General features: G+C 63.6%; 24 protein-coding genes. 11 read left to right on the top strand and 13 right to left on the bottom strand.

Translation table 11 applies throughout. The features are described from left to right. Window positions 1-553: 553 nt before the first annotated feature. Window positions 554-1,153 carry a hypothetical protein gene (locus ACVJGD_RS23495; protein ID WP_456636541.1) on the top strand — a complete coding sequence of 200 codons (600 nt, stop codon included), beginning with the start codon at window positions 554-556 and terminating at the stop codon, window positions 1,151-1,153. On the opposite strand, the gene ACVJGD_RS23490 is transcribed toward ACVJGD_RS23495, so the two are convergent. From ACVJGD_RS23490 to ACVJGD_RS23480, 3 genes are all read right to left on the bottom strand, one after another. Next, window positions 1,150-3,831 (bottom strand): patatin-like phospholipase family protein, encoded by a 2,682-nt coding sequence (locus tag ACVJGD_RS23490; RefSeq protein WP_456636540.1) that lies wholly within the window; start codon window positions 3,829-3,831, stop codon window positions 1,150-1,152. The genes ACVJGD_RS23495 and ACVJGD_RS23490 overlap by 4 nt on opposite strands. 65 nt (window positions 3,832-3,896) lie before the next feature. After that, the gene (locus ACVJGD_RS23485; protein ID WP_456636539.1) at window positions 3,897-4,985 is read right to left on the bottom strand and encodes a TRAP transporter substrate-binding protein; all 1,089 of its coding nucleotides are present in this window, start codon (window positions 4,983-4,985) and stop codon (window positions 3,897-3,899) included. Window positions 4,986-5,149: 164 nt separating this feature from the next. Further along, a complete protein-coding gene (locus ACVJGD_RS23480) occupies window positions 5,150-6,676 on the bottom strand; it encodes an MFS transporter (protein WP_456636538.1) in 1,527 nt (508 codons plus the stop codon). A 336-nt stretch (window positions 6,677-7,012) separates the two neighbouring features. Between ACVJGD_RS23480 and ACVJGD_RS23475 the strand changes: the two genes are divergently transcribed. Together ACVJGD_RS23475 and ACVJGD_RS23470 are read left to right on the top strand one after the other, a co-directional pair. Continuing rightward, window positions 7,013-7,342, top strand: coding sequence for a hypothetical protein (locus ACVJGD_RS23475; protein ID WP_456636537.1), 330 nt, complete (start codon window positions 7,013-7,015; stop codon window positions 7,340-7,342). Window positions 7,343-7,473: 131 nt separating this feature from the next. Beyond that, the gene (locus tag ACVJGD_RS23470) at window positions 7,474-8,214 is read left to right on the top strand and encodes an acetoacetate decarboxylase (RefSeq protein WP_456636536.1); all 741 of its coding nucleotides are present in this window, start codon (window positions 7,474-7,476) and stop codon (window positions 8,212-8,214) included. Between the two features lie 128 nt (window positions 8,215-8,342). On the opposite strand, the gene ACVJGD_RS23465 is transcribed toward ACVJGD_RS23470, so the two are convergent. From ACVJGD_RS23465 to ACVJGD_RS23440, 6 genes are all read right to left on the bottom strand, one after another. Then, complete coding sequence (locus ACVJGD_RS23465; protein ID WP_456640346.1) at window positions 8,343-9,773, bottom strand: homospermidine synthase; 1,431 nt, start codon at window positions 9,771-9,773, stop codon at window positions 8,343-8,345. A gap of 50 nt (window positions 9,774-9,823) precedes the next feature. Further along, entirely contained in the window at window positions 9,824-10,213 is a 390-nt protein-coding gene (locus tag ACVJGD_RS23460; protein ID WP_456636535.1) for a RidA family protein, read from the bottom strand. Between the two features lie 98 nt (window positions 10,214-10,311). Beyond that, complete coding sequence (locus ACVJGD_RS23455) at window positions 10,312-10,482, bottom strand: hypothetical protein (protein WP_456636534.1); 171 nt, start codon at window positions 10,480-10,482, stop codon at window positions 10,312-10,314. Between the two features lie 11 nt (window positions 10,483-10,493). Continuing rightward, a complete protein-coding gene (locus ACVJGD_RS23450) occupies window positions 10,494-11,090 on the bottom strand; it encodes a GNAT family N-acetyltransferase (protein WP_456636533.1) in 597 nt (198 codons plus the stop codon). Window positions 11,091-11,231: 141 nt separating this feature from the next. Beyond that, complete coding sequence (locus tag ACVJGD_RS23445; protein WP_456636532.1) at window positions 11,232-12,374, bottom strand: type III PLP-dependent enzyme; 1,143 nt, start codon at window positions 12,372-12,374, stop codon at window positions 11,232-11,234. 658 nt (window positions 12,375-13,032) lie between these two features. Continuing rightward, window positions 13,033-13,293, bottom strand: a complete 261-nt coding sequence (locus ACVJGD_RS23440) for a hypothetical protein (protein ID WP_456636531.1) — start codon at window positions 13,291-13,293, stop codon at window positions 13,033-13,035. 129 nt (window positions 13,294-13,422) lie between these two features. On the opposite strand from ACVJGD_RS23440, the gene ACVJGD_RS23435 reads away from it, so the two are divergent. The 3 genes from ACVJGD_RS23435 to ACVJGD_RS23425 are packed head-to-tail and all read left to right on the top strand — an operon-like array spanning window position 13,423 to window position 17,256. Next, window positions 13,423-15,513, top strand: a complete 2,091-nt coding sequence (locus tag ACVJGD_RS23435) for a M3 family metallopeptidase (protein WP_456636530.1) — start codon at window positions 13,423-13,425, stop codon at window positions 15,511-15,513. Window positions 15,514-15,523: 10 nt separating this feature from the next. Further along, on the top strand, window positions 15,524-16,159 hold the full coding sequence (locus ACVJGD_RS23430) for a DUF1007 family protein (RefSeq protein WP_456636529.1): 636 nt from the start codon (window positions 15,524-15,526) through the stop codon (window positions 16,157-16,159). Beyond that, entirely contained in the window at window positions 16,156-17,256 is a 1,101-nt protein-coding gene (locus ACVJGD_RS23425; protein WP_456636528.1) for a nickel/cobalt transporter, read from the top strand. The genes ACVJGD_RS23430 and ACVJGD_RS23425 overlap by 4 nt, the downstream gene beginning before the upstream one ends. Before the next feature lie 320 nt (window positions 17,257-17,576). Here the strand turns inward: ACVJGD_RS23425 and ACVJGD_RS23420 are convergent, their stop codons facing one another. Next, on the bottom strand, window positions 17,577-17,975 hold the full coding sequence (locus tag ACVJGD_RS23420) for an MAPEG family protein (protein WP_456636527.1): 399 nt from the start codon (window positions 17,973-17,975) through the stop codon (window positions 17,577-17,579). Window positions 17,976-18,060: 85 nt separating this feature from the next. Here ACVJGD_RS23420 and hemH point away from each other — a divergent pair, with 85 nt between their 5' ends. From hemH to ACVJGD_RS23405, 3 genes are all read left to right on the top strand, one after another. Next, the gene (hemH, locus tag ACVJGD_RS23415; protein WP_456636526.1) at window positions 18,061-19,092 is read left to right on the top strand and encodes a ferrochelatase; all 1,032 of its coding nucleotides are present in this window, start codon (window positions 18,061-18,063) and stop codon (window positions 19,090-19,092) included. A gap of 343 nt (window positions 19,093-19,435) precedes the next feature. Further along, complete coding sequence (locus ACVJGD_RS23410; protein WP_456636525.1) at window positions 19,436-20,437, top strand: SPFH domain-containing protein; 1,002 nt, start codon at window positions 19,436-19,438, stop codon at window positions 20,435-20,437. Window positions 20,438-20,478: 41 nt separating this feature from the next. Next, the gene (locus tag ACVJGD_RS23405) at window positions 20,479-20,925 is read left to right on the top strand and encodes an NfeD family protein (RefSeq protein ID WP_456636524.1); all 447 of its coding nucleotides are present in this window, start codon (window positions 20,479-20,481) and stop codon (window positions 20,923-20,925) included. A gap of 171 nt (window positions 20,926-21,096) precedes the next feature. Here ACVJGD_RS23405 and ACVJGD_RS23400 read toward each other — a convergent pair whose 3' ends face one another. Continuing rightward, window positions 21,097-21,435, bottom strand: coding sequence for a winged helix-turn-helix transcriptional regulator (locus ACVJGD_RS23400; RefSeq protein WP_456636523.1), 339 nt, complete (start codon window positions 21,433-21,435; stop codon window positions 21,097-21,099). A gap of 74 nt (window positions 21,436-21,509) precedes the next feature. Here ACVJGD_RS23400 and ACVJGD_RS23395 point away from each other — a divergent pair, with 74 nt between their 5' ends. After that, a complete protein-coding gene (locus ACVJGD_RS23395) occupies window positions 21,510-22,049 on the top strand; it encodes a carboxymuconolactone decarboxylase family protein (RefSeq protein ID WP_456636522.1) in 540 nt (179 codons plus the stop codon). Between the two features lie 221 nt (window positions 22,050-22,270). Here ACVJGD_RS23395 and ACVJGD_RS23390 read toward each other — a convergent pair whose 3' ends face one another. Next, window positions 22,271-23,284 (bottom strand): KpsF/GutQ family sugar-phosphate isomerase, encoded by a 1,014-nt coding sequence (locus ACVJGD_RS23390; protein ID WP_456636521.1) that lies wholly within the window; start codon window positions 23,282-23,284, stop codon window positions 22,271-22,273. A 264-nt stretch (window positions 23,285-23,548) separates the two neighbouring features. On the opposite strand from ACVJGD_RS23390, the gene ACVJGD_RS23385 reads away from it, so the two are divergent. Further along, window positions 23,549-25,213, top strand: coding sequence for an outer membrane beta-barrel protein (locus tag ACVJGD_RS23385; protein WP_456636520.1), 1,665 nt, complete (start codon window positions 23,549-23,551; stop codon window positions 25,211-25,213). Between the two features lie 156 nt (window positions 25,214-25,369). Here the strand turns inward: ACVJGD_RS23385 and ACVJGD_RS23380 are convergent, their stop codons facing one another. Then, window positions 25,370-26,824, bottom strand: coding sequence for a glutamate synthase subunit beta (locus ACVJGD_RS23380; RefSeq protein WP_456636519.1), 1,455 nt, complete (start codon window positions 26,822-26,824; stop codon window positions 25,370-25,372). Between the last annotated feature and the right edge of the window lie 154 nt (window positions 26,825-26,978).

Here is a 26,978-nt window from a genome sequence, read left to right as displayed (position 1 = left end):
ATCAGGGACGGGCCAATAAACCGTTCCCGCTGGCTGGACGGCGGGTACCCGCGAAGTCCTACGATGATTATCACGATTATTCGGGTCGGCAACCGCCCGAGCTCGCTATCCTACGGGCTTATCACGTCAACTACGCAGCATCGGGCGGATGCCGTTCGACCGACGATCCCTATAATGGCGATCGCATCAGGAGTAACCGTTCGCAGTTCTCCTACCAGGCCGCAGTGGTCACAGGAGGCCAGTACTCCGGTCTGGGCGATTTCTTTTTCGGCACGGCGTTGGCCGATACGGGAATGTCGGAACGACGAACGGAAATCCGTCGTTATCGTATCCCCGCCGATGGTCTGGCATGCGTCCGCTTCCAATTTGCGGTCGCTAGGCCAGGAAATTTCCTTAGGATCAATGACTTAGATGTTCGGCGGGGACCCCTTGCTCTGAGAATACCGGAGAAAGAGTGGCGGTGAGCGTTCCGGAACCAGCAAAATTCATGCTTCGGAAACCATCTGGAAGCCATAATCATTCACCAAGGCTAGATAGGGTGGAGTGGTTCTGGATGCCGAGCAGCTATCCTTATCAGTTGGAGTTGGGGTTGCCTCGCCGAGACGAAGCATCCATTGCTGGCGTAAGAGCGCGTCCGCTTGGGCGAAGGCTTTTGGATCTTTTCCTGATCGGAATAGGTTGTCTCGCCTTCATCGCGGCCAGCAATCTTACTTCCGACGGCAACGTCACGCTCGATAGCTTGGGTTATTGGTTCCTCGGTTTGGTTCCGTTCGCGCTGATCATCTTGTCGGCAAGGGCAAGCAGGGGACGACGCGACGACTGGTTCATGTTGGACGAGGGTTTCCTCGTCTCGGCTTGGATGTTGAGCCTGCTTCTGTTCGTTGCGTTGCGAGTGAGCTCCCGCTCCGAAACCTTTGAGTTTCCGCTTTACGAATTCGTCCGATACAATCTGGTTGCCGGACACCTCGTGCTCTCCTTCATTTATTCGGCGTTCGGATGCGTCGCAGCGTTTGCGATCGGTAGTCTGGTGCGTCGCGACTCCTGGGCGCTCGCAAGTCCTCGCGAGTTCGTCGCCAGCTTCTTTTTCGTGGCCGCGACTTTTTTCGTGCTGGTGTTTCTCATCCACGATGTCGGACCTCTAGTACGAGGCTAGACGCCGACGGGATTGTAAGTCTTCAGTATCTCGTCGGGTCGCGAAAGTGTCGTGTCGAGCTTCAGCGCACCGATCATCCGTCGCATAGATTCGTAGCCCAGCTCCCTATAGGCTTCAAACTGATCTGGGTCGAAGAACTGATCGATCGTGGATTGATGAGGAAACTCAGGATATTTCGCCAGATAGCCGCCAACGGAGACGCTCAGGTCGGCGATTACGGATGCTTTGCAGTAGATGAGCACGCCGGTGAAGGCGGCGCTTTCATTCGAAGCATCGGAAGACTTGTCCCGCAGAGCATCTGGGCTCTTCCCGCATGAAAGCGTGGGGGCTTCCTTACATGTCGGATAATGAATTTGAGCCACGAAAAACGATGATCGCGCGCAAAGCGCGCCGGCCGGGAACTTCCCTGCAGTGTTCGGCACCAGCCGATCGAGGCCCTCGTTCTTGTCGAATTCGATGCGAACGCCTTCGAAGTCCTTCTCAAGGCGGCTCAGCACCGACGTCAATGCCGGGAAGGTCGCCTTCGCATCCTCCTCGCCATCGATCACGATGATGAGGCCACAACGACGTCTGATAAGCTCATAGATGCCGAGATTGTCGAAGTGGCCGCCGTCGGAAAGTTCGACCAACTGGCTGTTTCTTCTATAACCCCGACCGAAGATGCCGCAGATCAACCCCGCATAGAGATTGTTCGGGTTCCTCCAGGCTAACTTGTCCGCCTTCTTTGCTGGGTTCGCGATCCAAAGGCCAAGCCGCACGTTGAGCAGAGTCATCAGGAGCGAGACCACGCGGCCCCGCGTAATTCCCGCTCCGACATAGCCGGCGTTTGCGTTCGCCGCCGCGGCGGAGGCCGCGACCGCCGAAGCCAGGGTTATCGGTCCGTTCAGCTTCTCGAAGGTCGATGTCTTCGTCCAACCGGTTGCGCGGCTTCCGACGTACTCAGGCGTCAGGATGAAGCTGTCGCCGCCTCGCTCGGAAAAGTCCGGATCGTCGTCGTTCACTAGGATGACGTTTGTGTTGATCAGAGGATAGGGAGCTTGGCTGCCGACGAGTTCACTGATCGACAATCTATCTGCAACCGGCGACAGCCCGCTTCCGCGCCCCATGACGTTTGCGCTCGACGGCATGAAGGCTTCCATCAACCTGTCTCTGTAGAATCGATGAAGGCCGATGACGTTCACCCTCACGATCCAAACCAACCCGACAGCAATAGGGACGATAACCCAGAAGATAGCGATGGCGACGCCAGCGTAAGGATCCGAATCGTCGGCCTTGTTGAACACGATTGCATTCGGCGTGTAGCTCGCAGCAGCAAGAAAATACGCGCAACAGAGCGCGGATACGAGAAACACGATCGAGCAAACGGTCGCCACTATTTCATTGACCATGCCTCGCATTCGGCCTGCCACCAGCATGGAGTAACCCTGTATCGCCGATGCAATGCCAGAAAGAAACGCGAGCAGGCCCGCGATGGTTGGGGCAGATATCGATGGTCCGGCCGCATGAAACGTGACCACAGGTACGATTCCGATAAAGAATAAGCTGAGATTGATCTTGAGATAGGTGCCCGCATATTGATCGAATTGGCGCACGACTCTGTAGGTTCTGTCAATGATCTCAGGTTTTCGGAGCTTGGCCCAGCCCAACAGAACCAGTGCGGTCGATAGAATGACGAGGACCGCTACGCCCGCATAGTCCGTCCAAACAGAAAGGATGGCCCTGACGAGTATGCACACCGCAAGCGCAATTCCGGCGAGTCCGAGGATGCTGACACAGATGCCGAGAGCCGCGGCTCTTCGCGTATTCGAACGCACGGAGGCTATGAATGCCAGGACGAACGTCCAGCCTATGAAGAGGGCGAAGAGACAGTAGGAGGCGAAGATGGATGCCCCAAACAATGCCGGTAGCCGAAGCTCGCATTGTCGCGCACTCAGGTGTGAGCATGCCGTCGCCCATCTTGGCGGAATGACCCAGTCGGGTAACGGCGGAGGCCAGCCCGTCAAGTACTCGATCGCGCCATCGCTTCCCCGCAACACAAGCCAGAAGACGGCGGCGGCCAGTGGAATCCAGATCAGGACATTCAGAAGGATTGTACGCATCACGACCGCAATGCCAGCCCAGAGATCGATCCCTCTGCCGGGGGTTAGGTATCGTGCGTGCCTGCGCAAGAAGGTCAACGGAGGCTTGCCGGCGGAGGGGCCATCGCCCTCGCTCACGTTTGGATCTGGATGTGCCGAGCCAAAGGGGAAGTCTTCGGCTCTCAAGCCTGCCACCGCAATGTATGGCTCCTTCTCCGACGGTAGCGCCTTCTCCTCCGCGAATCGTCGCTCGCTGCACCACCATTGGAGCGCTGCGGAGGTACATCCGCCGCCCGATACGCTTGATATGTAATCGAATCGCTTTAGCAGATCTTTGGCGGCGAGAGCCTGCAGCGCTCCAAGACAGAATACCGCGGATCTGATACCGCCCCCAGAGAGCGCTATGCCTGTCCAGAGTGGCTGATTGTCTGGCAATTTCTCCGATTGGTTCGATGCGCCTTCGGTGTCTGCAGGGGGAACTAGCGATGGCTTATTGCCGCCCCAATCCTTCCAACGTTCGCCGTTTTGCTTCTCGAGCAGGGCCTTCTCAGCCTTCACCAAAACCTTGGAGCAAGAGATGTACTCTGGCGTATCTGTCATTACTCGCTCGTACAGGTTGAGCTTCGAACCAACAAGCTATTCCAACCCTCCCGATCGCGCGAAAATCAGCCCTTGCGCATTTTGCTGAGCAGGTAGTTGTCGTAATAGTTTTCCGCGATCTGCGTGTAGAAGAGCACGTCCTTCATGTACGCGTCGTGGCTCTCTTTCGTCTTCTTGAAGAGCGGGCTCTTCTCGGCGATCTCGTTCAGATGGTCCTGGGTGGCTTTGTAGCTCGCGTCCATCACCGGTTGCGGGAATGCGCGCAGCTCCGCTCCATTCGCGACAAGCCGTTTCAAGGCCGCGGGGTTTACGCTGTCGTACTTCTCGATCATCCAGGCGCCCGCTGCCGAACCGGCCTGGGTGAGGATCGACTGGTATTGCTTGGGAAGGCCGTTCCACTTCTCGTCGTTCACGACCATGTGCAACATGGCGCCTCCTTCCCACCAGCCGGGGAAGTAGTAGTATTTCGCCACCTTGTAGAAGCCGAGCTTCTCATCATCGTAGGGACCGACGAACTCCGCAGCATCGATCGTCCCCTTCTCGAGCGCTGGATACACATCACCGCCAGCGATCTGCTGCGGCACGACGCCGAGCCTTGCGAGCACATGGCCGCCCATGCCCGCGATGCGGAACTTGAGGCCTTTGAGATCATCGACCGTCTTGATCTCCTTGCGAAACCAGCCGCCCATTTGCGTGCCGGAGTTGCCGCACAGGATCGCATGCGCCTTGAAAGGCTTCAGGGCTTCGTTGCAGAGTTCAGCGCCGCCGCCGAACGTCCACCAGGAATGTTGGTGGCGATGGTTCATGCCGAAGGGCGCGCCCGTCGCATAGGCAAGCGCCGGCTCCTTGCCGATGTAGAAATAGAGCGGCGTCTGCGCGATCTCGACGGACGCGACGCCCACAGCATCGAGCGCCTGCAAGCCGGGTACGATCTCGCCAGCCGCAAAAGTCTGGATCTGAAACTTGTTGTCCGTGGCTTCAGCCACGTATTTCGCAAAGGTTTGCGCCGTGCCGTAGATGGTATCGAGCGATTTCGGAAAGCTCGACGTCAAACGCCATTTGATCTCGGGCATCGACTGCGCGATCGCAGGTGCCGCAACCAGCGTAGTCGCGCCGGCCACGGCGCCGCCTTTGAGGAACGTACGGCGTTTCATGATGTGCTCTCACTCACTTGAATTGCAGGTCGATTGGTCAAGGCAAGGCGCCTTCCAGACTGCGTCCGCCGCAGCCTGGCGCCCTGGAATTAGCCCAAGGGCGAGCCGACGTCCAGAATGGTCTGCAACTCGGCCAGCCCAAAGCCTTTGGCATCGCATGGGTTCTAGCTGTCTGCTCGACGCGGCTCGATCCACACCCAGCCGGCAAGGCCGGCAAGTGCGGCGCAACTTGCGGGCACCAGCATGATCGTGCGTAGCGCGCGCTCGAATGCGGCTATCGCCGCCGCATTGGCGCCAGGCTCCCCGGACATCACGGCATTCAGGACTTCGTTGGCTTGCGCAGGCGTCGTTCCGGTAAGGTGATACAAGAAGCTTGCAAAGAACACCGCCCCGAGCGCTGCAACCGCGAGCAGGCCGCCCACTCGAGCGACCACGTTGTTGATACCCGAAGCAATGCCGGCATGGGCTTTGCCGGCGGCTCCCATCACGGTCGACGTCAGCGGCGGAACCGTGATTGCCATCCCCACGCCCAGCAGGACCATCGGCGGAAACACGCTAATCCGGTAAGGCTGCCTGAGATCGACATAAGCAAGCATCGCCAATCCACAGGCCGCGACGATCGGCCCGATGGTGAGCAGCAGCCGCGGCCCAAGACGATCGGCAACGATCCCGGCGAATGATGCCCCGAATCCCATTATCAGGGCAAAAGGCAGCAGCGCCGCGCCGGCTTGCGTCGCGGAGTACCCACCGAGGCGGATCAGGCCGAACGGCAGATAATACAGTGCACCTCCGAGGGCGAAGTAGAGCAGCAGCGTCAATGCATTCGTTGCCGAAAAATCGCGTGATCGATAGAGCGACAACGGCATCGTCGCCCGCTCATGGAGACGGGCTTCGATCACGACGAACGACGTCAGGAAAGCGGCTCCCACGCCGAGGGCGGCCAGCACTGTCTTGTCGCGAACTCCCAACGCCGGAATCGCGCTCAGAGACCATGTAATCGCAGCAAGGCCGATCGCGACTGAGGCGCCGCCACTCCAGTCGAGTTGCTTTGCGCGGGGATCGCTGCTTTCGCAGCCGAAGCGAAGTGCAAGTCCAGCCGCGGCAATGGCGAGCGGGACATTGAGGAGGAAGATCGCCCGCCACGATACCTGATCGACCAGCCAGCCGCCCAGCAACGGACCCGCCGCCATCATCAGTGCGCCTGCGCCCGCCCATATCCCGATCGCCTGACTCCGCTCGTCCTCGCTGAAGGTCGCCCCTAGCATTGCCAGACTGGCTGGCGTCAGCAGAGCGGCACCAAAACCTTGAACCGCACGGCTGGCGTTAAGCGCCATAATGTTCGGTGAGAGCCCGCAAGCGATGGAGGCGACGGTGAAGATCGCGATGCCCAGAACAAACATCCGACGCCGGCCGTAAAGATCGGCAGCCGAGCCACCGATCAGCACGAGCGCACCGAGCAGCAGCAGGTAGGCGTTGACGATCCACTGTGTCGCTGCCGCATCCGCATGCAGCGCCTCCTGGATTGCGGGTAGCGCGATGTTCACGACTGAGCCGTCGAGGAGGGCCATGCTGGACCCGACTACGGTCGCCGCCAACGTAAGCCATTTGCGTTTCTGTGATAGGCCCGCGTCAAAAGCCGGTGTTGCCTCGATGACCCCAGCGTCGCAGGGCGGCCGCGTGAATCCGATCATTGGATACTCGAGAAGGACGGTTATAGCGGGTTAGGGCAGTCTGTCGGTTGCTGCGGCCGAGCGCGATTGGCTGCGACCTCTCAAAACTATCGTACCCCGTTCAGCTCTTGAATGTCGCCGATTGACCCGGCTTGGACCTTCGGCGATTTCCGCTTTCGTGCCGCGGTTACTGGATCAGCAGGCATCAAACGCGTCCTGATCCCCGCAGCATCCCCGCAGCATACCGATCCACGACTACACGCCCCAGGTCGGTACAGTTCCCCTTGCGCATATGCGCGGAACCAGGGCTCGCCGGGATCGTTGATCCCGCGGACAATGACGCGGGTAGAGAACGAGATGGCGACCGACAAGCAGCGCGCTTTCCGGAAGGATCTTCTGATCGCATCGGCCCTGTTTGTGGGCGGACTTGTGATTTCCATCGTTTCGCTGGTTGAGATCGCCGCGCAACAATCCCAGGAGAAGGTGGCGCAGGCGACGCCGCCGGTGCAGTCTTCCCCGCCCGAGCCGCAGACGAAGCCTGCGGAGTCAAAGCCCGGCGGCGACCGTCCGACCACGCCGGCGCCCCAACCTGCGCGTCCTGACCCGGACGCGCTGAAGGCCGGCGCGCAGCCCGCGCTGCCACCGGCGCCGGCGGAAAAGACCGCGCCGCCGGTCCAGCAGAAGTGATCTCCTCATTGGCCTGAACGGACCCTGCCGAATTTGTGGTCTCGCCTGCGTCCCGCTGCCGTCGCATAATCTTCGTTGCCAACGACACAGTTGCCAACGACGCAGTTGCCAACGACACATGGGGTCAGCGCATGAAGATCGACGACGTCAGGCGAAGTGCCTATTCGATGCCGCTCACCAGCCCCGCGTTTCCACCGGGGCCCTATCGCTTCTTCAACCGCGAATATTTCGTCATCACTTACAGGACCGATCCCGAAGCGCTCGCCGCCGTGGTGCCGGAGCCGCTCGAGGTCGCCGAGCCCGTGGTGAAATACGAATTCATCCGGATGCCCGACTCCACCGGCTTTGGCGACTACACCGAGACCGGTCAGGTGATCCCGGTTCGTCTCAAGGGCGAGGAGGGGGCCTATACCCACGCGATGTATCTGGACGACGAAGGGCCGATCGCCGGCGGCCGCGAGCTCTGGGGATTTCCGAAGAAGCTGGCGAGGCCGAAGATCGAGGTCGAGAGCGACGTGCTGGTCGGCACGCTGCATTACGGCTCGGTGCTCTGCGCCTCCGGCACCATGGGCTACAAGCACCGTCCGGTCGATCACGACGCCGTGCTGAACAGCATGAAGGCGCCGAACTTCATCCTGAAGATCATCCCGCATGTCGACGGCAGCCCGCGGATTTGCGAACTCGTTCGTTTCCATCTCGAAGACATCACGCTGAAGGAAGCCTGGACCGGCCCTGCCGCCCTCGGCTTGTTTCCACACGCGCTCTGCGACGTCGCGCGGCTTCCGGTGCGCGAGGTCGTCTCCGCCCTGCATTTCAAGGCGGACCTGACGCTGGGGCTCGGTGCGGTGGCGTTCGATTACATGGCGAAGTGAGAGCCGTCATTCCGGGGCGCGCGGAAGCGCGAGCCCGGAATCCATCGCGCCACAGGCGCGCGCGGCGACATGGATTCCGGGCCTGACCCTTCGAGTCATCCCGGAATGACGAGAGGAGAGCGCGCGCGTCAGCGCACCAGGATGTTCCGGAACTGCCAGGGATCGCTGGTGTCGATATCCTCCGGGAACAGGCCGGGCCGGTCGGTGAGCGGGGTCCAGTCGGTGTAGAAACCCTTCACCGGGCCGAGATACGGACGCTGGATTTCCAGGCAGCGGTGAAAATCCAGCTCGTCGGCTTCGACGATGCCGGCTTCCGGATTTTCCAGCGCCCAGACCATGCCAGCGAGCACGGCTGATGACACCTGCATGCCGGTCGCGTTCTGGTAGGGCGCGATGCGGCGGGTCTCCTCGATCGAGAGCTGCGAGCCGTACCAATAGGCGTTCTTGGCGTGGCCATAGAGCAGCACGCCGAGCTCGTCGATGCCGTCCTCGATCTCGTTCTCGTCCAGGATGTGCCATTTCGGCTGCATCCGCCCCGCAGCGCCGAACATCTCGTGCAGGGACAGCACGGCGTCGTTCGCCGGGTGATAGGCGTAGTGGCAGGTCGGGCGATAGATCACCTTCTCGCCGTCGCGCACGGTGAAATAGTCGGCGATCGAGATCGACTCGTTGTGGGTGACGAGGAAGCCGTATTGCGCGCCGGGCGTCGGGCACCAGGAGCGCACGCGGGTGTTGGCGCCGGGCTGCTGCAGATAGATCGCGGCCTGGCAGCCATGCGCGTGCTCTTTGCCGTTGTCCGGCATCCACTTCTCATTCGTGCCCCAGCCGAGCTCGGCCGGCTGCAGGCCCTCGGAGACGAAGCCTTCCACCGACCAGGTGTTGACGAAGACGTTCATCGGCTTCGGCTTCTTCGAGCGCTGGGTGTCGCGCTCGGCGATATGGATGCCCTTGACGCCGAGCTTATGGGCAAGCTGACCCCAGCCCTCGCGGCTCTTCGGCTCGTTGAACTCGACGCCGGTGTCGCGGGCGATGTCGAGCAGCGCCTGCTTGACGAACCAGGACACCATCCCGGGATTGGCGCCGCAGGTGGAGACCGCGGTCGTGCCGCCCGGGCTCTTGCGCTTGGCGGCGAGCAGCGTCTCGCGCAGCGCGTAGTTCGAGCGCGCTTCGGTGCCGATGTTCTTGTCGAAATAGAAGCCGGTCCACGGCTCGATCACGGTGTCGATATACAGCGCGCCGATCTCGCGGCACAGCGTCATGATGTCGACCGAGGAGGTGTCGACCGAGAGGTTGACGCAAAAGCCCTGGCCGCCGCCGGCGGTCAAGAGCGGCACCAGCAGTTCGCGATAATTGTCGCGGGTGACGCCACCCTTGATGAAGCGCACGCCATGCTTCTTGGCGAGTTCGCCATCCTCATGCGGATCGATGATGACGAAGCGCGACTTGTCATAGTCGAAATGCCGCTCGATCAGGGGCAGCGTGCCTTTGCCGATCGAGCCGAAGCCGATCATGACAATGGGGCCGGAAATTTTTGCGTGGATCTGCGAGGAGGGGCTCATCATTTTCTCCAGGAGAACGGCTCGAGCGGGGTGGATGGTTGGTTAAAAGATCAGGCGGTGCGTCGTTTCGCGGTGACTTCGATCTCGACCTTCATCTCGGGCTTCAAGAGTCCCGCGACGATCAAGAGTGTGGCGGCCGGACGAATATCGCCGAGAAACTCGCCGCAGACCGCGAAATGGGCGTCCGCGTCTTTGGCGTCGGTCAGGTAGTAGGTCGCGCGGACGATGTCGGCCATCGCGAAGCCGCCTTCCTTGAGGGCGGCCTCGATGGTCTTGAAACAGTTCCGTGACTGGCTCGTGACATCATCAGGCATTGTCATCGTCGTGTAGTCATAGCCGGTGGTTCCGGCGACGAAGGCGAAATCGCCGTCGATCACGGCGCGGCTGTAGCCGGCGGTCTTCTCAAAAGGCGAGCCGGTCGAGATCAGGCGGCGGGACATTCAAGACCTCCTATTCTCAGCGTTGCGCGACATAAGGGTGGCTGCGCGGGTTTACGGGATTTTCCCGCCCGCGCAACCTTCGGTTCTGGTTTCGCGGGTCAGCGGGAGTGCTGGGTCGTGTCTGTAGCCGGAGCGGATGGCGAGCTCCAGCGGCGCACGAAGATGTCCCTGACGATCATGACCGAGATCAGGATCAGGACGATGGTGGTGATGACGCTGCGCAGACGTGGACGCGCGGCATCGCCTATTGTGGGGAGGTTCTCGGCCATGATCGCAACCGTCACGCGGCCTGCGGCACGGCGCGCAATGCCTTCGCGCGTGCGTTGCGTTTGAGCAGCAGTGGGCCGGTCGCGGTGACCATGCCGCAGGCGCCGTCGAGCGCGCCCTCGGCGAGCTCGAGGCCGAGCAGCCGGTCGCGCTCGAACGGGCCGGGCAGCGCCAGTTCGCTCATCTTCGCGAGTGAGAAGCCGAAGCGGGCATAATAGGGCGCATCGCCGAGCAGGATCACCGCGCCATGGCCGTGCTGCTGCGCCAGCTCGAGCGCGCGGTCCATCAGCGCGGCACCGACGCCGAGGCCGCGGCAGGTGAAATCCGCCGCCAGCGGCCCCAGCATCAGCGCAGGTCTGCCCCCGGCGCTGACGTGCCACAACCGCAACGTTCCGACCAGCCGGCCGCTCGCGACCGCCGACAGGGCAAGGCCTTCGGCGGGCGCGCGTCCGTCGCGCAGGCGCTGGCATGTGCGCTGATGGCGGTTCTCGCCAAAGCAGGCATCCAGCAGCATTTCACGCGCCCGGGCGTCCGAGGAACGTTCCGCACGGATCGCGAACGGAGCGGCGCTCGGGGTGAGGGCAACGGTGGTCTTCCGCAAAGCAGTCATGGCACGTCAGTCCCCGCTTCCAAACGGCGGGGCGCACCGCGGGAAGCGTCGTTCAGAGAACTCGAAAATGTCGGAGAGGGAGCCGGCAGGCCGGCTCCCTGTTTTCTTCTCCCTCTCCCGCAAGCGGGAGAGGTGAAGACGTCAGATGTGGTAGGTCTTCAGCGGCGGAATGCCGTTGAAGGCCACCGACGAGTAGGTCGACGTATAGGCGCCGGTGCCTTCGATCAAAAGCTTGTCGCCGATCTCGAGCGTCACCGGCAGCGGATACGGCAGCTTCTCGTACAGCACGTCGGCGGAGTCGCAGGTCGGGCCAGCGAGCACGCACGGCGTCATATCCGCGCCGTCATGCGGGGTGCGGATCGCGTAGCGGATCGACTCGTCCATCGTCTCGGCGAGACCGCCGAATTTGCCGATGTCGAGATAGACCCAGCGCACCTCGTCCTCGTCGCTCTTCCTGGAGATCAGAACGACTTCGGTCTCGATGACGCCGGCGTTGCCGACCATGCCGCGGCCCGGCTCGATGATCGTCTCCGGGATCTGGTTGCCGAAATGCTTGCGCAGCGCGCGGAAGATCGACCGGCCGTACTGCACCACCGGCGGCACGTCCTTCAGGTACTTGGTCGGGAAGCCGCCGCCCATGTTCACCATGGACAGGTTGATGCCGCGCTCGGCGCAGTCGCGGAATACGGTCGAGGCCATCGCCAGCGCCCGGTCCCACGCCTTCACCTTGCGCTGCTGCGAGCCGACATGGAAGGAGATGCCGACGGGCTCCAGGCCCAGCCGCTTGGCGAGGTCGAGCACGTCGACCGCCATCTCCGGGTCGCAGCCGAACTTGCGCGACAGCGGCCACTCGGCGCCGGCGCAGTCATAGAGGATGCGGCAGAACACCTTGGCGCCGGGGGCGGCACGGGCGATCTTCTCGACCTCGGCGGCGCAGTCGACCGCGAACAGGCGAATCCCGAGCGCGAAGGCGCGCGCAATGTCGCGCTCCTTCTTGATCGTGTTGCCATAGGAGATGCGGTCCGCCGTCGCGCCTGCGGCCAGCGCCATCTCGATCTCGGCAACCGTCGCGGTGTCGAAGCAGGAGCCGAGTGAGGCGAGCAGCGACAGCACTTCCGGCGCCGGGTTGGCCTTGACCGCATAGAACACGCGGCTGTCCGGCAACGCCTTGGCGAAGCTCTGATAGTTGTCGCGCACGACTTCGAGGTCGACGACGAGGCACGGCTCGGTGTCGAGGCCCTCGCTGCGGCGGTGACGCAGGAATTCCTGGATGCGCTCGGTCATGGCACTCTCCCAACGACCCCAGCGACGGGGCCGCATTTCAAGAACAAGACGTCGGATAGGAGTGCCTTGGCCGAATCGCGCGATGGAGGCGCAACGAAGCCAAAAAACTCAAACCAGACTGTGCTGCCGTGGATTGGTTGGGAGATTTCCCGCCCGCTCACCTGGCAATGAAGGACAAGCCTTTTCAGTAGCCCGCGCCGGCGTTGGAATGCCGGTAGAGACCAAAAAAGCCCGCTCCGTCGTTGCTTTAAGTCGCGTCCCCCGTTGAGAGCGGGGTGCGCCGGTTCGCCTCCGGCTGCCAGTCACGGTTGCAAGAGATGGAGAGACCTTCATCGGCATCCCTTGAGAGAGATGCTGGCCGCGTCAGAGGCGACCCTCGGTTCTTCATCCCTTGGCGGCTGTCCGGCCTCTTGTCCGGATACCTACCGACTGACACACGACCACAGGCACGTGCGAAATTGGGCAAGGCTGGAAATAAGTGTTTTGAGTTGGCTGCGCAAGAATTTTTTTGGGATGAGCGCAGATTTCCCTAACGCGAGCTTGCGAACGTCACTCGCAACACGCTCCGCGGCGTCAAACATGAACGGGCGTTAAGAGAAGCTAACGGTCGGTTGCGCGTTTCAAGCTTCTGCCACAGTGTTTTCTCGACTCGCGCCCCTCACGCGCGCCGCGTGAACGGCTCGATGCGCTGTGCCGCGCGGATGAACGCGATCATCACGAGGACGCCGAGCGCGAACAGCACCGCCTGCAGGATGTGCGCGCCGGTGTCGTTGAGCCCGAGCAGGATCGCGAGCGCCCAGCCGCCGGCGAAGGCTGCGCCGAACACCTCCGCGCCGATCAGGATCGCCGCGCTGATCACGGTGATCACGCTCGGCCAGGCAATCTGGCGGTTGCCGGTGGAGGAGGGCTGCAGGCTCATGGAAGAAGGTCCTTTTTGAGGGGCGCAATGTCCCCGAAATGGCCCCTGCGATCAAGCGCAAAAGGCCCAAAATTGCCGCATCGCATGGTATAGATTGCCGCAATATCTTGGACAAAAATGGGATTTCGCATGTCGGCAAGCTCGCAAGTTTCAGCCGCCTCGCAAGGTTCGGCCAACCCGCTCTTGCAGGGCTGGCAGACGCCGTTCGAGACGCCGCCCTTCGACGAGATCAAGCCCGAGCATTTCCTGCCCGCCTTCGAGCAGGCCTTTGCCGATCACTCCGCCGAGATCGCCGCGATCGTCCATGATCCGGCGGCGCCGGACTTCGCCAACACCATCACCGCGCTGGAGCGCTCCGGCAAGCTGCTCTCCAAGGTCGCGGCGGTCTTCTACGACCTGGTGTCGGCACATTCGAACCCGGCGATCCTGGAGATCGACAAGGAAGTCTCCTTGCGGATGGCGCGGCACTGGAACCCGATCATGATGAACGCCGTGCTGTTCGGCCGCATCGCGCTCTTGCACCAGAACCGCGCCTCGCTCGGCCTGAGCGGCGAGCAGCAGCGGCTCCTGGAGCGCACCTATACCCGCTTCCGCCGCGCCGGCGCCGGCCTCGACGACGCCGCGAAAGCGCGGATGGCCGAGATCAACGAGCGTCTCGCCCATCTCGGCACCAGCTTCAGCCACCATCTGCTCGGCGACGAGCAGGACTGGTTCATGGAGCTCGGCGAGGACGATCGCGCCGGGTTGTCGGACAGCTTTGTCGCCGCCGCCAAGGCCGCGGCGGAAGAGCGCGGGATGGCCGGCAAGGCGATCGTGACGCTGTCGCGCTCCTCGGTCGAGCCGTTCCTGAAAAGCTCTGATCGCCGGGACCTGCGTGAAAAGGTCTTCAAGGCCTTCACCGCGCGCGGCGACAATGGCAACGCCAACGACAACAACGAGACCATCGTCGAGATCCTGGCGCTGCGCGAGGAAGCCGCTGGCATCATGGGCTTTCCGAATTACGCCACCTACCGGCTCGAGGACTCCATGGCGAAGACCCCGGACGCCGTGCGGAGCCTTCTGGAGCGGGTCTGGAAGCCGGCACGGGCGCGGGCGCTTGCCGACCGCGACGCGCTGCAGGGGCTGATCGCGGAGGAGGGCGGCAATTTTACCTTGGCACCCTGGGACTGGCGCTACTACGCCGAAAAACTCCGGCAGATCAGCGCCAATTTCGATGACGCTGCGATCAAGCCGTATCTCGTGCTCGACCACATGATCGAGGCCGCCTTTGACTGCGCCTCCCGCCTGTTCGGCGTCACCTTCGAGGAGCGCAAGGATATCCCGGTCTGGCACCCCGACGTCCGGGTCTGGGAGGTCAGGGATCGCGAAGGCAAGCACAAGGCGCTGTTCTATGGCGACTATTATGCCCGCCCCTCGAAGCGCTCCGGCGCCTGGATGACCTCGCTGCGCGACCAGCAGAAGCTCGACGGCGCGGTTGCCCCGCTCGTCATCAATGTCTGCAATTTCGCCAAGGGCGCGGACGGCGAGCCCGCGCTGCTGTCGCCGGACGATGCCCGCACTTTGTTCCACGAATTCGGCCACGGCCTGCACGGCATGCTGTCGAATGTGACCTATCCCTCGCTGTCGGGCACCTCGGTGTTCACCGATTTCGTCGAGCTGCCGTCGCAGCTCTATGAGCACTGGCAGGAGCGGCCGGAGGTGCTGCAGCGCTTCGCAAGGCATTACCAGACCGGCGACCCGCTACCGGACGATCTGCTGCAGCGCTTCCTCGCCGCGCGAAAGTTCAACCAGGGTTTTGCCACCGTGGAGTTCGTCTCCTCGGCGCTGATCGATCTCGAATTCCACACCCAGCCGGCTGAAGCCAGCCGCGACGTCCGGGCCTTCGAGAAACAGGAGCTGGAGAAGATCGGCATGCCCGCCGAGATCGCGCTGCGGCACCGGCCGACGCAGTTCGGCCACATCTTCTCCGGCGATCACTATGCCGCCGGCTATTACAGCTACATGTGGTCGGAGGTGATGGACGCGGACGCCTTCGGCGCCTTCGAGGAGGCCGGCGACATCTTCGATCCCGCGACCGCAAAACGCCTGCTCGACGACATCTATTCGTCGGGCGGCTCGCGCGATCCGGAAGAGGCTTACGTCGCCTTCCGCGGCCGCGAGCCGGAGCCGGATGCGCTGCTCCGCCGGCGCGGTCTGCTCGAAACCGCCGAGGCCGCCTGAGGTGAGGCGCATGTCCCGCAACTGGCTTGGGCTGCTGGTCGCCGGAGCCGTGATGCTCGGCGCGGCCGCTGCACAGGCCCATCCGCATGTCTGGATCACCGCCCGGAGCGAGCTGATCTATGCGCCGGACGGCACCATCACCGGCGTCCGCCACGCCTGGACCTTTGACGACATGTTCTCGACCTATGCACTGCAGGGCATCGAGGCCAAGATCAAGGGCGCCTATACCCGCGAAGAGCTGGCGCCGCTCGCGCAGACCAATGTCGAGTCGCTGAAGGAGTTCGCCTATTTCACCTTCGCCAAGGCCGACGGCAAGAAGCAGAAATTCGCCGAGCCCGTCGACTATTTCCTCGAATACAAGAACACGGAGCTGACGCTGCACTTCACGCTGCCGGCGAAGACGCCGTTCAAGACGAAGCAGCTCGCGCTCGAAGTGTTCGATCCCGCCTTCTTCATCGACTTCAAATATGCCGACAAGGACCCGGTCAAGCTGGTCGGCGCGCCGGCCGACTGCAAGATGCAGTTTCAGCGGCCGAATGACGGCACCGCGAGCGCGCAACAGCTCGGCGAGCAGAACTTCCTGAACGGCGAGAGCTCCAATTTTGGCGCGATGTTCGCCAACAAGGTCGTGGTGGAGTGCCCATGAAGCAGCAATCGTCCTTCGCGCGCGGCCTGGCGGTCGCCGCCGTGGCGTTCGCAGCCTTCGCTGCCTTCGTGCTGGCCGATGCCGCGCTGCATGCGCTATCAGCGCAAAATCCGTTCGGCGGCCCCCGGCCGGCGGCCGAGCCGCAGGTCGGCGGCATCGTCGGCTGGCTGCTTGCCAGGCAGTCGGAATTCTACCGCGAGATTTCCGCGACCATCCGTGCCGCCAAGACCGACGGCTATGCGGTCTGGACGCTGCTCGCCGTCTCCTTCGCCTACGGGATCTTCCACGCCGCCGGTCCTGGTCACGGCAAGGCGGTGATCTCCTCTTATCTGGTCGCCAACCGGGAAACTGCCTGGCGCGGCATCGCGCTGTCGTTTGCGTCGGCCCTGATGCAGGCGCTGGTCGCGGTGGTGATCGTCGGCATCTTCGCCTGGCTGCTCAATGCCACGGCCAAGACCATGTGCGGGGCGGAGAAAGCGATCGAGATCGTGAGCTACGCCCTGATCGCCGCCTTCGGTGCGCGGCTGGTCTGGAGCAAGGGCGGCGGATTCTTCCGCGCGCTGCAGGCGCGCCTGCCGCAGCCCGCCTTCGCCGGCGTTCCGCACCAGCACCGTGACCACGGTCATCGCCGCCATCATCACCACGAGCACGAGCATGATCATCACCACGATCATGCTCACGGCCACCAGCACGCTCACGTCCATGACGAGCATTGCGGCCATTCGCACGGACCGGAGCCGAGCGAGCTCGCCGGCCCCGGCGGCTGGCGGCGCGGCTTGAGCGCGATCGTGACCGTCGGCATCCGGCCCTGCTCGGGCGCGATCCTGGTGCTGGTGTTCGCGCTGGCCCAGGGCCTGTTCTGGGCCGGGATCGCCGCGACCTTCGTGATGGGGCTGGGCACCGCGATCACGGTCGCCACCATCGCAATCCTCGCCGTCTCTGCCCGCGGCCTGGCGCAACGCGTGAGCGCTGGCCGCGACGGCGGCGGCATGCTGTTCATGCGCGGCATCGAGTTCGGCGCAGCCGGCCTGGTGCTGCTGTTCGGGCTAGGCCTCCTGTTCGGCTACCTCGCCGCCGAACGCGTGACGTGCCTCTAAAGTCACCTCTCCCGCGCGCGGGAGAGGTCGGCGCGTAGCGCCGGGTGAGGGCTCTCACCATATGAAGAGTCTCGATCGCGGAGACACCCTCACCCCGGCCCTCTCCCGCAAGCGGGAGAGGGAGAATCGGCACTTCCCGTTCGGCAACCTCGCCGCGGAGCGACCTTTAGAGTCACCTCTCCCGCTTGCGGGAGAGGTCGGCGCGTAGCGCCGGGTGAGGGCTCTCACCATACGAAGAGTCTCGATCGCGGAGACACCCTCACCCCGACCCCCCGGAGCGAGCTTTGCTCGTCTCTCCCGCAAGCGGGAGAGGGAGAAACTCACGCCCTCAGATAGCCCCGGATCATCGGCAGGAAGAAGATCGCGACATTGATCGCAAAGCCGATGGTCCACAGGATCGAGCGCAAGGTCGGGCGGTTGCCGAGATAGGTGAAGACGTAAGCGATCCGCACGATCAGGAACAGCACCGCGAGCTCGTCGATCAGCCGCAAGGGTCCCACGCGGAATTCGGCGAGCAGCACCGCAAAGGCAAAGAACGGAAAAGCCTCGATCCCGTTCTGGTGCGCGCCGAGCGCACGGGCGCGGATCGGATCGTCGTAGAAGGCGGGATCGCGCGGATTTGAATTATCGAAGCGGCCGATCGCGGTCCATTTGGCGGCTGCGATCGTCAGCAAGTACAGCATCAGCGTTCCGAACACGCACCATTCGGCAACCGTCATGGTTCCTCCCCGCACTGCGCGCGGAGCCTATCTAACCCCCCGTTGTCTTGACAAGGATGGGGCAACGCGCGAAGCCGTTCTCGTCATGACCGCGGTCGCCCCAGCAGGAAACACGACGCCGGCAGCGGAAGCGAAGCCGGAGCGGATCGGCGTGCTGCTGGTCAATCTCGGCACGCCAGACACCGCTGACGCCCAGGGCGTGCGGGTGTATTTGAAGGAATTCCTGTCCGACCGCCGCGTGATCGAGGATCAGGGGCTGTTGTGGAAGCTGATCCTCAACGGCATCATCCTGCGTACGCGGCCGCGCACCAAGGCACTCGACTACCGAAAGATCTGGAACGTCGAGAAGAACGAGTCGCCTTTGAAGACGATCACGCGCTCGCAGGCCGAGAAGCTCGCGGCGATCGACGAGGATCATGTCATTATCGATTGGGCGATGCGCTACGGCAATCCCTCGATCGGGACGCGGATCGAGGCGCTGACCGCGCAGGGCTGCAGCCGGCTCCTGGTGGTACCGCTCTATCCGCAATATTCGGCCGCGACGTCGGCGACCGTCTGCGACGAGGCGTTCCGCGTGCTGGCTGGCCTGCGCGCGCAGCCGACCTTGCGGGTGTCATCGCCCTATTATGACGACCCTGTCTATATCGAGGCGCTGGCGGTTTCGATCAACGCGCATCTGGCGACGCTGCCGTTCGAGCCGGAATTGATCCTGGCGTCCTTCCACGGCATGCCGCAGAAATATGTCGACCAGGGCGATCCCTATTTCTCCCAGTGCGTCGCAACGACGGAAAGCCTGCGCCGCCGCTTAGGCGTGGATGCCTCCAAACTGATGCTGACCTTCCAGTCGCGTTTCGGCAACGACGTCTGGCTGCAGCCCTATACCGACAAGACGGTCGAAAAGCTCGCCAAGGACGGCGTGCGGCGAATTGCCGTCGTCACCCCCGGCTTCTCCGCCGACTGCCTGGAGACGCTGGAAGAGATCGCGCAGGAGAACGCGCACATCTTCAAGCAGAATGGCGGCGAGCAGTTTGCCGCGATCCCCTGCCTGAACGACAGCGAGCCCGGCATGGACGTGATCCGCCAACTCGTGCTGCGCGAACTGCAGGGGTGGATCTAGCGCATACGCGACGACGGTGCGCGCTCCCTCTCGCGCTTGCGGGAGAGACGAGCATAGCTCGCTCCGGGAGGGCTGGGGTGAGGGTGTCTCCGCGATGGGACTCTCCGTGTGGATAGAGCCCTCACCCGGCGCGACGCGCCGACCTCTCCCGCAAGCGGGAGAGGTGACACGAACTCCCACAGGTGGGACAACCCACACATCATTTACGTTCACAGGCTATATCTGGCAGCCTCGCAAACCGCTCCTTAACTATGGTGTCAACCAACAGCCGGCTGAACCGGCGTAGCGGTTTTGCAGACCAAATGCAGGGCCGCGCCGGCTATCGCCGGTTTTGGAGGACTTCATGAGTGGTTTCGACATTTTCGCGATTGCCCTTGTTCTGCTCGTCATCGTTACGCTCTTCGCCGGCGTAAAGACCGTCTCGCAGGGCTATGCCTGGACCATCGAGCGCTTCGGCAAGTACACTCGCACGTTGTACCCGGGCCTCAATCTGATCGTGCCCTATTTCGATCGCATCGGGCGCAAGATCAACATGATGGAGCAGGTGATCGACATACCCGAGCAGGAGGTGATCAGCAAGGACAATGCCACCGTCACCGTGGACGGCGTCGCCTTCTTCCAGGTGTTCGACGCCGCGAAGGCGAGCTACGAGGTCGCCAATTTGCACCAGGCGATCACGGTGCTGACCATGACCAACATCCGCTCGGTGATGGGTTCGATGGATCTCGACCAGGTGCTGTCGCATCGCGATGAGATCAACGAGCGCCTCCTGCGCGTCGTCGACGCCGCCGTCTCGCCCTGGGGCGTCAAGGTCAACCGCATCGAGATCAAGGACATCGTGCCGCCGGCCGATCTCGTGGAGGCGATGGGCCGGCAGATGAAGGCCGAGCGCGTCAAGCGCGCTGACATCCTGCAGGCGGAAGGCCAGCGGCAATCGGAAATCCTGCGCGCCGAGGGCGCCAAGCAGGGACAGATCCTGCAGGCGGAGGGTCGCCGCGAGGCCGCTTTCCGCGATGCCGAGGCGCGCGAGCGCCTGGCCGAGGCCGAGGCGAAGGCAACCCAGATGGTGTCTGAAGCCATCGCCCGAGGCGACGTCGCCGCGCTCAACTATTTCATCGCCGATAAATACATCAAGGCGTTCGGGCAATTGGCGGAATCGCCGAACCAGAAGATCGTGATGCTGCCGATCGAGGCGTCAAGCGTGCTCGGCTCGCTCGCCGGCATCGGCGAGATCGCGCGCGCCACCTTCGGCGAAAGCGCGGCTTCCGCGACATCAGCCGCCCGCCGATCTTCGGTGCCGCCGTCCGGCCCGACTTCGCCGCCGCCGCTGGCGCCGGAGCGATGAGGGCGTGCTAGCATAGCGCTCCTGGAATCAGAGGTCGTGTCATGACCGAGATGTTTTCGACATTGGGCACCTGGAACTGGCTGATCTTCGGCTTCATCCTGATGGCGCTGGAATTGGCGGCACCGGGCGTGTTCCTGTTCTGGCTCGGGCTGTCAGCGCTCCTGGTCGGATTGGTGTCGTTCGTCATCGATCCGCACTGGCAGACGCAGTTCCTGATGTTCGCCGTGTTCGCGGTCGCCGCTGTGCCGGCATGGCGGCACTTTGCCAAGAGCGCGAGCTCGGCAAGCACCAGCAGCCCGTTTCTCAACCGGCGCACCGAAGCCCTGATCGGGCGCGAATTCACGCTGGAAAAGCCGATCATCGACGGGTCAGGCACGGTGCGGATCGACGACACCATCTGGCGCGTCGCCGGCCCCGACGCGCCGGCCGGCAGCCGCGTCAGGGTGATCCGCGCCGACGGCGCCAGCCTGACGGTAGCGGTGGCGTAGAAGGCAGCGCATCTTTCCTTCACCTCTCCCAAAGGGAGAGGTCGCGCCAACGGCGCGGGTGAGGGGTTCAGGTCCCTCGATAGACCGTAACCCCTCACCCGATTTGCTGGAGCAAATCGACCTCTCCCTATGGGAGAGGTGTTTCCGAGTATGCGGCGCTGACTGGTCGACTCACTCCTGGCGCTTCGTCCACCGCTCGGCGAAGCGGTGCAGCGGCAGGAAGGTTTCGAACAACTCTCGTCCGAGCGCGGTGAGGCCGTAACCCTCGCCCTGAACAAGTTCGACAAATCCCGCCTCGCGCAGTTCGGTCAACCGTGTCTGCAGGATGGTCGGGGAGGCCTGATCGCAGACCGTACGCAGCGCGCGCGAAGTGAGGGCGCCGCCACGCAATTCCCAGATGATCCGCAAGGTCCAGCGCCTGCCGAGCAGATCGAGCAGCGCCATGATCGGCCGGCCGGTTCGGGAGCCGCGGACGGAGCGCTTGCTGGCGGCTGAGGGGGACTTCGGCATCGCTGTTTCCTGCTTGCGTCTTGCTACAGATATTGTAGCGTATTGCTACGATTATTGTAGCAGAGGAGCCGGCCATGTCTCGGATCGCCCCGCTCGAGCCGCCATATGCGCCCGAACTGAAGCAGCAGTTCGACCGCATCATGCGCGGCGCGCCGCCGCTGCTGCTGTTTCGCGTGATCGCGAGCCAGGACCGCGCCTGGCGCAAATTCACCGCCGGCAGCCTCTTGGATCGCGGTCCGCTGACCTTGCGGGAGCGCGAGATCGTCATCGACCGCACCTGCGCGCTGACCGGATGCGAATATGAGTGGGGCGTCCATATCGCAACCTTCGCCGAGGCGGCACAACTGACCGAGGCGGAGGTGCGCGCGACCGTGCGCGGCGAGCCCAATGATCCCTGCTGGTCAGGTGCCGAGCAGGCCCTGATCGCTGCCATCGACGCGCTGCATCACCACGCAACCCTCAGCGACGCCGAATTCGCGGCGCTGTCGGCGCATTTTGATGAAGCGAAGATCCTGGAGATCATGCTGCTGTGCGGCTTCTATCACACGGTCTCCTACATCGCGAACGGCCTGGCATTGCCGCTGGAAGAAAAGGCCGCGCGGCTTCCGCGATAGATGACAGCATCTGTGCGAGGCGTGATCGCGACCAGGCAATGATGTGGAGGGGCAGCGTATTCCGGCCTATCCCCTCACCCTGAGGAGACCGCGTAGCGGTCGTCTCGAAGGGCGAGGCCGCTGTGGGGCCTCATGGTTCTCAAGGCGATGCGAGGCATCGTCCGGAGACGCGCGTTCCGCGCTCCTCACCATGAGGGTCTAGCGCATGACGGCCTGGGAGCCTACGCCACGCCCGCGCGCAGGAAGTCGTGGAAATGCACGATGCCGACCGGCTTGCCGGCGTCGGTGACGAACAGCGCGGTGATCTTCGACGCGTTCAGCAATTCCAGCGCCTCGCCGGCCAGCGTGTCGCGGCCGATGGTCTTCGGATTCTTGGTCATGATCTCGTCGACGACGGCGGTCATAAGGTCGGGGCGCATGTGGCGGCGGAGGTCGCCGTCGGTGACGATGCCCACCAGATGGCCGCGGCGATCGACGATGCCGACGCAGCCGAACCCCTTCGAGGTCATCTCGACCAGCGCGTCCGACATCTTCGTGCCCAGCGGCGTCAGCGGCACGGCCTCGCCAGCGTGCATGAGGTCGCGGGTATATTTCAGCATCGCCCCGAGCTTGCCGCCGGGATGCAGCACGCTGAAATCGGTCGAGGTGAAGCCGCGGCCCTCCAGGAGCGCGATCGCCAGCGCATCGCCGAGCGCGAGCATCATCAGCGAAGAGGTGGTCGGCGCCAGATTGTGCGGGCAGGCCTCGCGCGCCTTCGGCAGGGTCAGCGCGATATCGGCGGCCTTGCTCAGGCTCGAGTCCTTTTCCGCCGTGATCGCGATCACGTCGATGCCGAAGCGCGCGGCGTAGCTGATCAAATTCTTCATCTCCGGCTGCTCGCCGGACCATGACAGCGCCAGGATGACGTCGTCGGCGGTGATCATGCCGAGGTCGCCGTGGCTGGCTTCGGCAGCGTGGACGAAGAACGCCGGCGTGCCGGTGGAGGCAAAGGTCGCCGCGACCTTGCGGCCGATATGGCCGGACTTGCCGAGCCCCGTGACGATCAGCCGTCCCCTGGCGTCGCGGATCATCTCCGCGGCCGCGGCAAAGGGCGCGCCGAGGTCGGATCGGAGCGCAGCGTCGATCGCGGCCACGCCGCTGGCTTCCGCCTCCAGCGTCCGTAGCGCCGATTGAACGGCGGTGTCAGCGGGCTCGGTGTCCGACGATTTCGGCATCAGCGGTTTGGGCTTGGCCATGTCTCTTTACCAGAGAGTCTCTTTCCAGGGAGGAGGGCGTTGCGCCCAGAGCGCCTCCCTTAGCACGGCCGAGTGCGGGAGGCGACGCGGCTCGCCGCTCTCAACGGGGCATTAACCATAATTGTTTTAACTCCATTAAGGACGTTCTCGGCCCCGTTCCGCGTTTGCCGTGTAAGTCAAGGAATTCGTTGAGGTATTTCTATCGTGGGACGAGGGCGAGCAAGGGGCCGGTGGGGGCGCGCGCGCCATTTGCGCGCGCCTGTCATGTGCCTTGCCACGTTCGCCTTGAGCGGTCCCTCCGCGCAGGCCCAGACCGTCACGCCCGACCTGTTCAGCCCGTCGCGCACTACCCAGGTAGCGCCATCAGATTCGCCCTTGCGCAGGACCGCGGCAGAGCTGGCCGATCCGCTCAATGATCCGCGATTGCGCGATCGGGATTCCGATAGCCGCCGCGCGCCGTCGCGTGTCGGCCAGGTGCCGTCTTACGGCTTGCCGGCTGCGAGCGGCGCCTCGACCTCCGGCTATGACTCGCTCAACCGCAAACGTCAGCAGCCGAAATATTATCCGGGGCAGGCGAGGCCGAAACCACCGCCCGGCCCCGGCACGCCGCCACCCCCGCCGCCGCCGAGGAATCTGACCGGACAGTTGCGCCTGTCGATCCCGCCGTCGGAGACCGCCAACAAGCCGCCGGTACCGCCGGCGATGGCCGGCAACGTAGTGGGCCAGCCGCCGCGCAAGCGGCTCCGGATCGATGACGATCCGTTTGGTGCGGTCGGCGACTATGCCGGCAGCTTCCTGATCAAGTCCGCGGTCGAACTCAGCGCCGGTTATGAAACCAATCCCGGCCGACTCTTGGTGCCGCAGGGCAGGCCGACATACGTGATCGCGCCGGAATTCCTGGCGGTGTCTGACTGGGAGCGTCATGCGCTGGTCGCGGATTTGCGCGGCTCCTTTACCGGCTATACCCAAAATCTGACGCCGAACGCTGACGGCACGCCGCTCTCCGCGCCGCTCGATGTCGATCGCCCCAACTTCATCGGCCATATCGATGGGCGGCTCGACGTCACCCGTGACACAAGGCTGTTGGGGCAGGCGCGGCTGCTCGTGTCCACCGACAATCCCGGCAGCCCGAACGTGCAGGCGGGCCTCGCCAGGTATCCGATCTACACCACGGTCGGCGGCACCTTCGGCGTCGATCAGAACTTCAATCGCCTGCAGGTCTCCGCCGGCGCCACCGTCGACCGCACCGATTACCAGTGGTCGAAGCTCACCGACGGCACGTCGAGCTCGAACGACGACCGCAACTTCAACCAGTATGGCGGCGTCGCGCGCATCAGCTACGAGCTCAACCCCGCGGTCAAGCCATTCCTGGAAGTCGAGGGCGACAGCCGCGTCCATGACTTGCGGCTCGACCGCTCAGGCTTCGCGCGCGATTCCTCGGGCGGCTATGCGAAGGCCGGCACGTCCTTCGAGTTCTCGCGGCTGTTGTTCGGCGAAGTCTCGATCGGCTACGCCGCGCGCAACTATCAGGATCCGCGGCTGAACCGCCTGGAGGGTCTGCTCACCACGGCATCGCTGACCTGGACCGCAACGCCGCTGACAACAGCCAAATTCTACTCCGACACCCAGCTCGGCGAGACCACGCTGCCCGGCACCTCGGGCGTGCTGGCGCGCACCTACACTTTCGAGGTCGATCACGACTTCCGCCGCTGGCTGACGGCGATCGGCAGGTTCACCTACGGCACGCTCGACTACCAGGGCGACAACCGCTTCGACAAGATCTACTCGCTCTCAGGCGATCTCATCTACAAGATGACCCGGAGCCTCTGGATCAAGGGCACCGTCCGCCACGACGTCCTCGACTCCAACGTGCCGGGATCGAGCTCGCAGTCGACGGTCATGCTGCTGGGGGTGCGGGTGCAGAATTGAATGAGAAGACGGGTTCCTCACTCCCCGTCATGCCCCGCGCAGGCGGGGCATCCAGTACGCGGAAGCTTCTCTCGGCTTATCCTCCGACGCTGACGGAATACTGGGTCACCCGTCTTCGCGGGTGACGACAGTTGAGAGTGGTGCCAGCGCGGCGCCCTATCGCGGCAGATCCGTCTTCCCCATCAGGAACGTGTCGATCGCCCGGGCGCAGAGGCGGCCTTCGCGGATCGCCCAGACCACCAGCGACTGGCCGCGGCGCATGTCGCCGGCGGAGAAGACGTTCGCAAGCGAGGTCTGGTAGTCGTTCGTGTTGGCGCGGACGTTGCCGCGCTGGTCGAGGTCGACCGCGAGCTGCTTCAACAGGCCGTCGTGCACGGGATGTACGAAGCCCATCGCCAGCAGCACGAGCTCGGCGTCGAGCTCGAACTCGGTGCCGGGCAGCGGCTTGAACTTGTCGTCGACCTTGATGCAGTGCAGCTTCTTCACCTTGCCATCAGTGCCCTCGAACTTCTGGGTCAGCACGGCGTATTCGCGGATCGCGCCTTCGGCCTGGCTCGACGAGGTCCGCATCTTCAGCGGCCAGTTCGGCCAGCTCAGGCCCTTGTTCTCGCGCTCGGGCGGCGCCGGCATGATCTCGAGCTGGGTCACGGACTTGGCGCCCTGGCGCAGTGAGGTGCCGATGCAGTCGGAGCCGGTGTCGCCGCCGCCGATCACCACGACATGCTTGTCCTTGGCGAGGATGTCGGCCACGCCGCCCAGCGGCTCGCCGGAGACGCGGCGGTTCTGCTGCGGCAGGAAGTCCATCGCGAAATGGATGCCGTCGAGATCGCGGCCGGGGATCGGCAGATCGCGCGGGGCTTCCGCGCCGCCGGTCAGCGCGATCGCGTCATACTGGTTCTGCAGATCGCGCGGATCGATCGCGCCGGGTGCGCCGCCGACTTGGCTGCCGTAATGGAACGTGACGCCCTCGGCCTCCATCTGCGCGACGCGGCGGTCGATGATGCCCTTCTCCATCTTGAAGTCGGGAATGCCGTAGCGAAGGAGACCGCCGGCCTTGGCGTGCTTCTCATAGACGTGCACATCGTGGCCGGCCCGCGCGAGCTGCTGCGCGCAGGCCATGCCTGCCGGCCCGGCGCCGATCACCGCGACCTTCTTGCCCGTCTTCTCGGCCGGGACCTCCGGCTTGAGCCAGCCATTGTCCCAGGCGCGATCGACGATCGCGCATTCGATGGTCTTGATGGTGACGGGGTTGTCGTCGATGTTGAGCGTGCAGGACGCCTCGCACGGCGCCGGACAGATGCGGCCGGTGAATTCGGGGAAATTGTTGGTCGAATGCAGGTTGCGCGAGGCTTCTTCCCAGTTGCCCTGATAGACGAGGTCGTTCCAGTCGGGGATCTGGTTGTTGACCGGACAGCCGGGCGTGCCCGGCGCGACCGACCCGGTGCCGTGGCAATAGGGAATACCGCAGTTCATGCAGCGCGCGGCCTGATCGCGGATGTCCTTCTCGCTGAGCGGAATGACGAACTCGTGGAAGTGCTTCAGCCGCTCGGCGACCGGCGTGTACTTGCGCTCATTCCGATCGATCTCGAGAAAACCTGTGATCTTTCCCATTAAGCCTGAGGCCCCTGCACCCTGGTTCGTCTTGTTTCGTCATCCGGGTTGGCGTTACGCGCCCCGGTAGACCCTCATCCTGAGGAGCGGCGCTCGCGCCGCGTCTCGAAGGATGAAGGCCGGTATCGTGGCCTCACGGTTCGAGACGGCGCTT

Source organism: Bradyrhizobium sp. USDA 10063, from assembly GCF_054063735.1.
The sequence above is the reverse complement of the archived record's forward strand: the minus strand, read 5'-3'. Positions and strand labels throughout refer to the sequence as shown.

What these genes read in the sequence shown, in the direction of transcription:
- ACVJGD_RS23495 (WP_456636541.1), top strand. Translation starts at nt 554, where the DNA reads ATGCCGAGCAGCTATCCTTATCAGTTGGAGTTGGGGTTGCCTCGCCGA.
- ACVJGD_RS23490 (WP_456636540.1), bottom strand. Translation starts at nt 3,831, where the DNA reads ATGACAGATACGCCAGAGTACATCTCTTGCTCCAAGGTTTTGGTGAAG.
- ACVJGD_RS23485 (WP_456636539.1), bottom strand. Translation starts at nt 4,985, where the DNA reads ATGAAACGCCGTACGTTCCTCAAAGGCGGCGCCGTGGCCGGCGCGACT.
- ACVJGD_RS23480 (WP_456636538.1), bottom strand. Translation starts at nt 6,676, where the DNA reads ATGATCGGATTCACGCGGCCGCCCTGCGACGCTGGGGTCATCGAGGCA.
- ACVJGD_RS23475 (WP_456636537.1), top strand. Translation starts at nt 7,013, where the DNA reads ATGGCGACCGACAAGCAGCGCGCTTTCCGGAAGGATCTTCTGATCGCA.
- ACVJGD_RS23470 (WP_456636536.1), top strand. Translation starts at nt 7,474, where the DNA reads ATGAAGATCGACGACGTCAGGCGAAGTGCCTATTCGATGCCGCTCACC.
- ACVJGD_RS23465 (WP_456640346.1), bottom strand. Translation starts at nt 9,773, where the DNA reads ATGAGCCCCTCCTCGCAGATCCACGCAAAAATTTCCGGCCCCATTGTC.
- ACVJGD_RS23460 (WP_456636535.1), bottom strand. Translation starts at nt 10,213, where the DNA reads ATGTCCCGCCGCCTGATCTCGACCGGCTCGCCTTTTGAGAAGACCGCC.
- ACVJGD_RS23455 (WP_456636534.1), bottom strand. Translation starts at nt 10,482, where the DNA reads ATGGCCGAGAACCTCCCCACAATAGGCGATGCCGCGCGTCCACGTCTG.
- ACVJGD_RS23450 (WP_456636533.1), bottom strand. Translation starts at nt 11,090, where the DNA reads ATGACTGCTTTGCGGAAGACCACCGTTGCCCTCACCCCGAGCGCCGCT.
- ACVJGD_RS23445 (WP_456636532.1), bottom strand. Translation starts at nt 12,374, where the DNA reads ATGACCGAGCGCATCCAGGAATTCCTGCGTCACCGCCGCAGCGAGGGC.
- ACVJGD_RS23440 (WP_456636531.1), bottom strand. Translation starts at nt 13,293, where the DNA reads ATGAGCCTGCAGCCCTCCTCCACCGGCAACCGCCAGATTGCCTGGCCG.
- ACVJGD_RS23435 (WP_456636530.1), top strand. Translation starts at nt 13,423, where the DNA reads ATGTCGGCAAGCTCGCAAGTTTCAGCCGCCTCGCAAGGTTCGGCCAAC.
- ACVJGD_RS23430 (WP_456636529.1), top strand. Translation starts at nt 15,524, where the DNA reads ATGTCCCGCAACTGGCTTGGGCTGCTGGTCGCCGGAGCCGTGATGCTC.
- ACVJGD_RS23425 (WP_456636528.1), top strand. Translation starts at nt 16,156, where the DNA reads ATGAAGCAGCAATCGTCCTTCGCGCGCGGCCTGGCGGTCGCCGCCGTG.
- ACVJGD_RS23420 (WP_456636527.1), bottom strand. Translation starts at nt 17,975, where the DNA reads ATGACGGTTGCCGAATGGTGCGTGTTCGGAACGCTGATGCTGTACTTG.
- hemH (WP_456636526.1), top strand. Translation starts at nt 18,061, where the DNA reads ATGACCGCGGTCGCCCCAGCAGGAAACACGACGCCGGCAGCGGAAGCG.
- ACVJGD_RS23410 (WP_456636525.1), top strand. Translation starts at nt 19,436, where the DNA reads ATGAGTGGTTTCGACATTTTCGCGATTGCCCTTGTTCTGCTCGTCATC.
- ACVJGD_RS23405 (WP_456636524.1), top strand. Translation starts at nt 20,479, where the DNA reads ATGACCGAGATGTTTTCGACATTGGGCACCTGGAACTGGCTGATCTTC.
- ACVJGD_RS23400 (WP_456636523.1), bottom strand. Translation starts at nt 21,435, where the DNA reads ATGCCGAAGTCCCCCTCAGCCGCCAGCAAGCGCTCCGTCCGCGGCTCC.
- ACVJGD_RS23395 (WP_456636522.1), top strand. Translation starts at nt 21,510, where the DNA reads ATGTCTCGGATCGCCCCGCTCGAGCCGCCATATGCGCCCGAACTGAAG.
- ACVJGD_RS23390 (WP_456636521.1), bottom strand. Translation starts at nt 23,284, where the DNA reads ATGGCCAAGCCCAAACCGCTGATGCCGAAATCGTCGGACACCGAGCCC.
- ACVJGD_RS23385 (WP_456636520.1), top strand. Translation starts at nt 23,549, where the DNA reads ATGTGCCTTGCCACGTTCGCCTTGAGCGGTCCCTCCGCGCAGGCCCAG.
- ACVJGD_RS23380 (WP_456636519.1), bottom strand. Translation starts at nt 26,824, where the DNA reads ATGGGAAAGATCACAGGTTTTCTCGAGATCGATCGGAATGAGCGCAAG.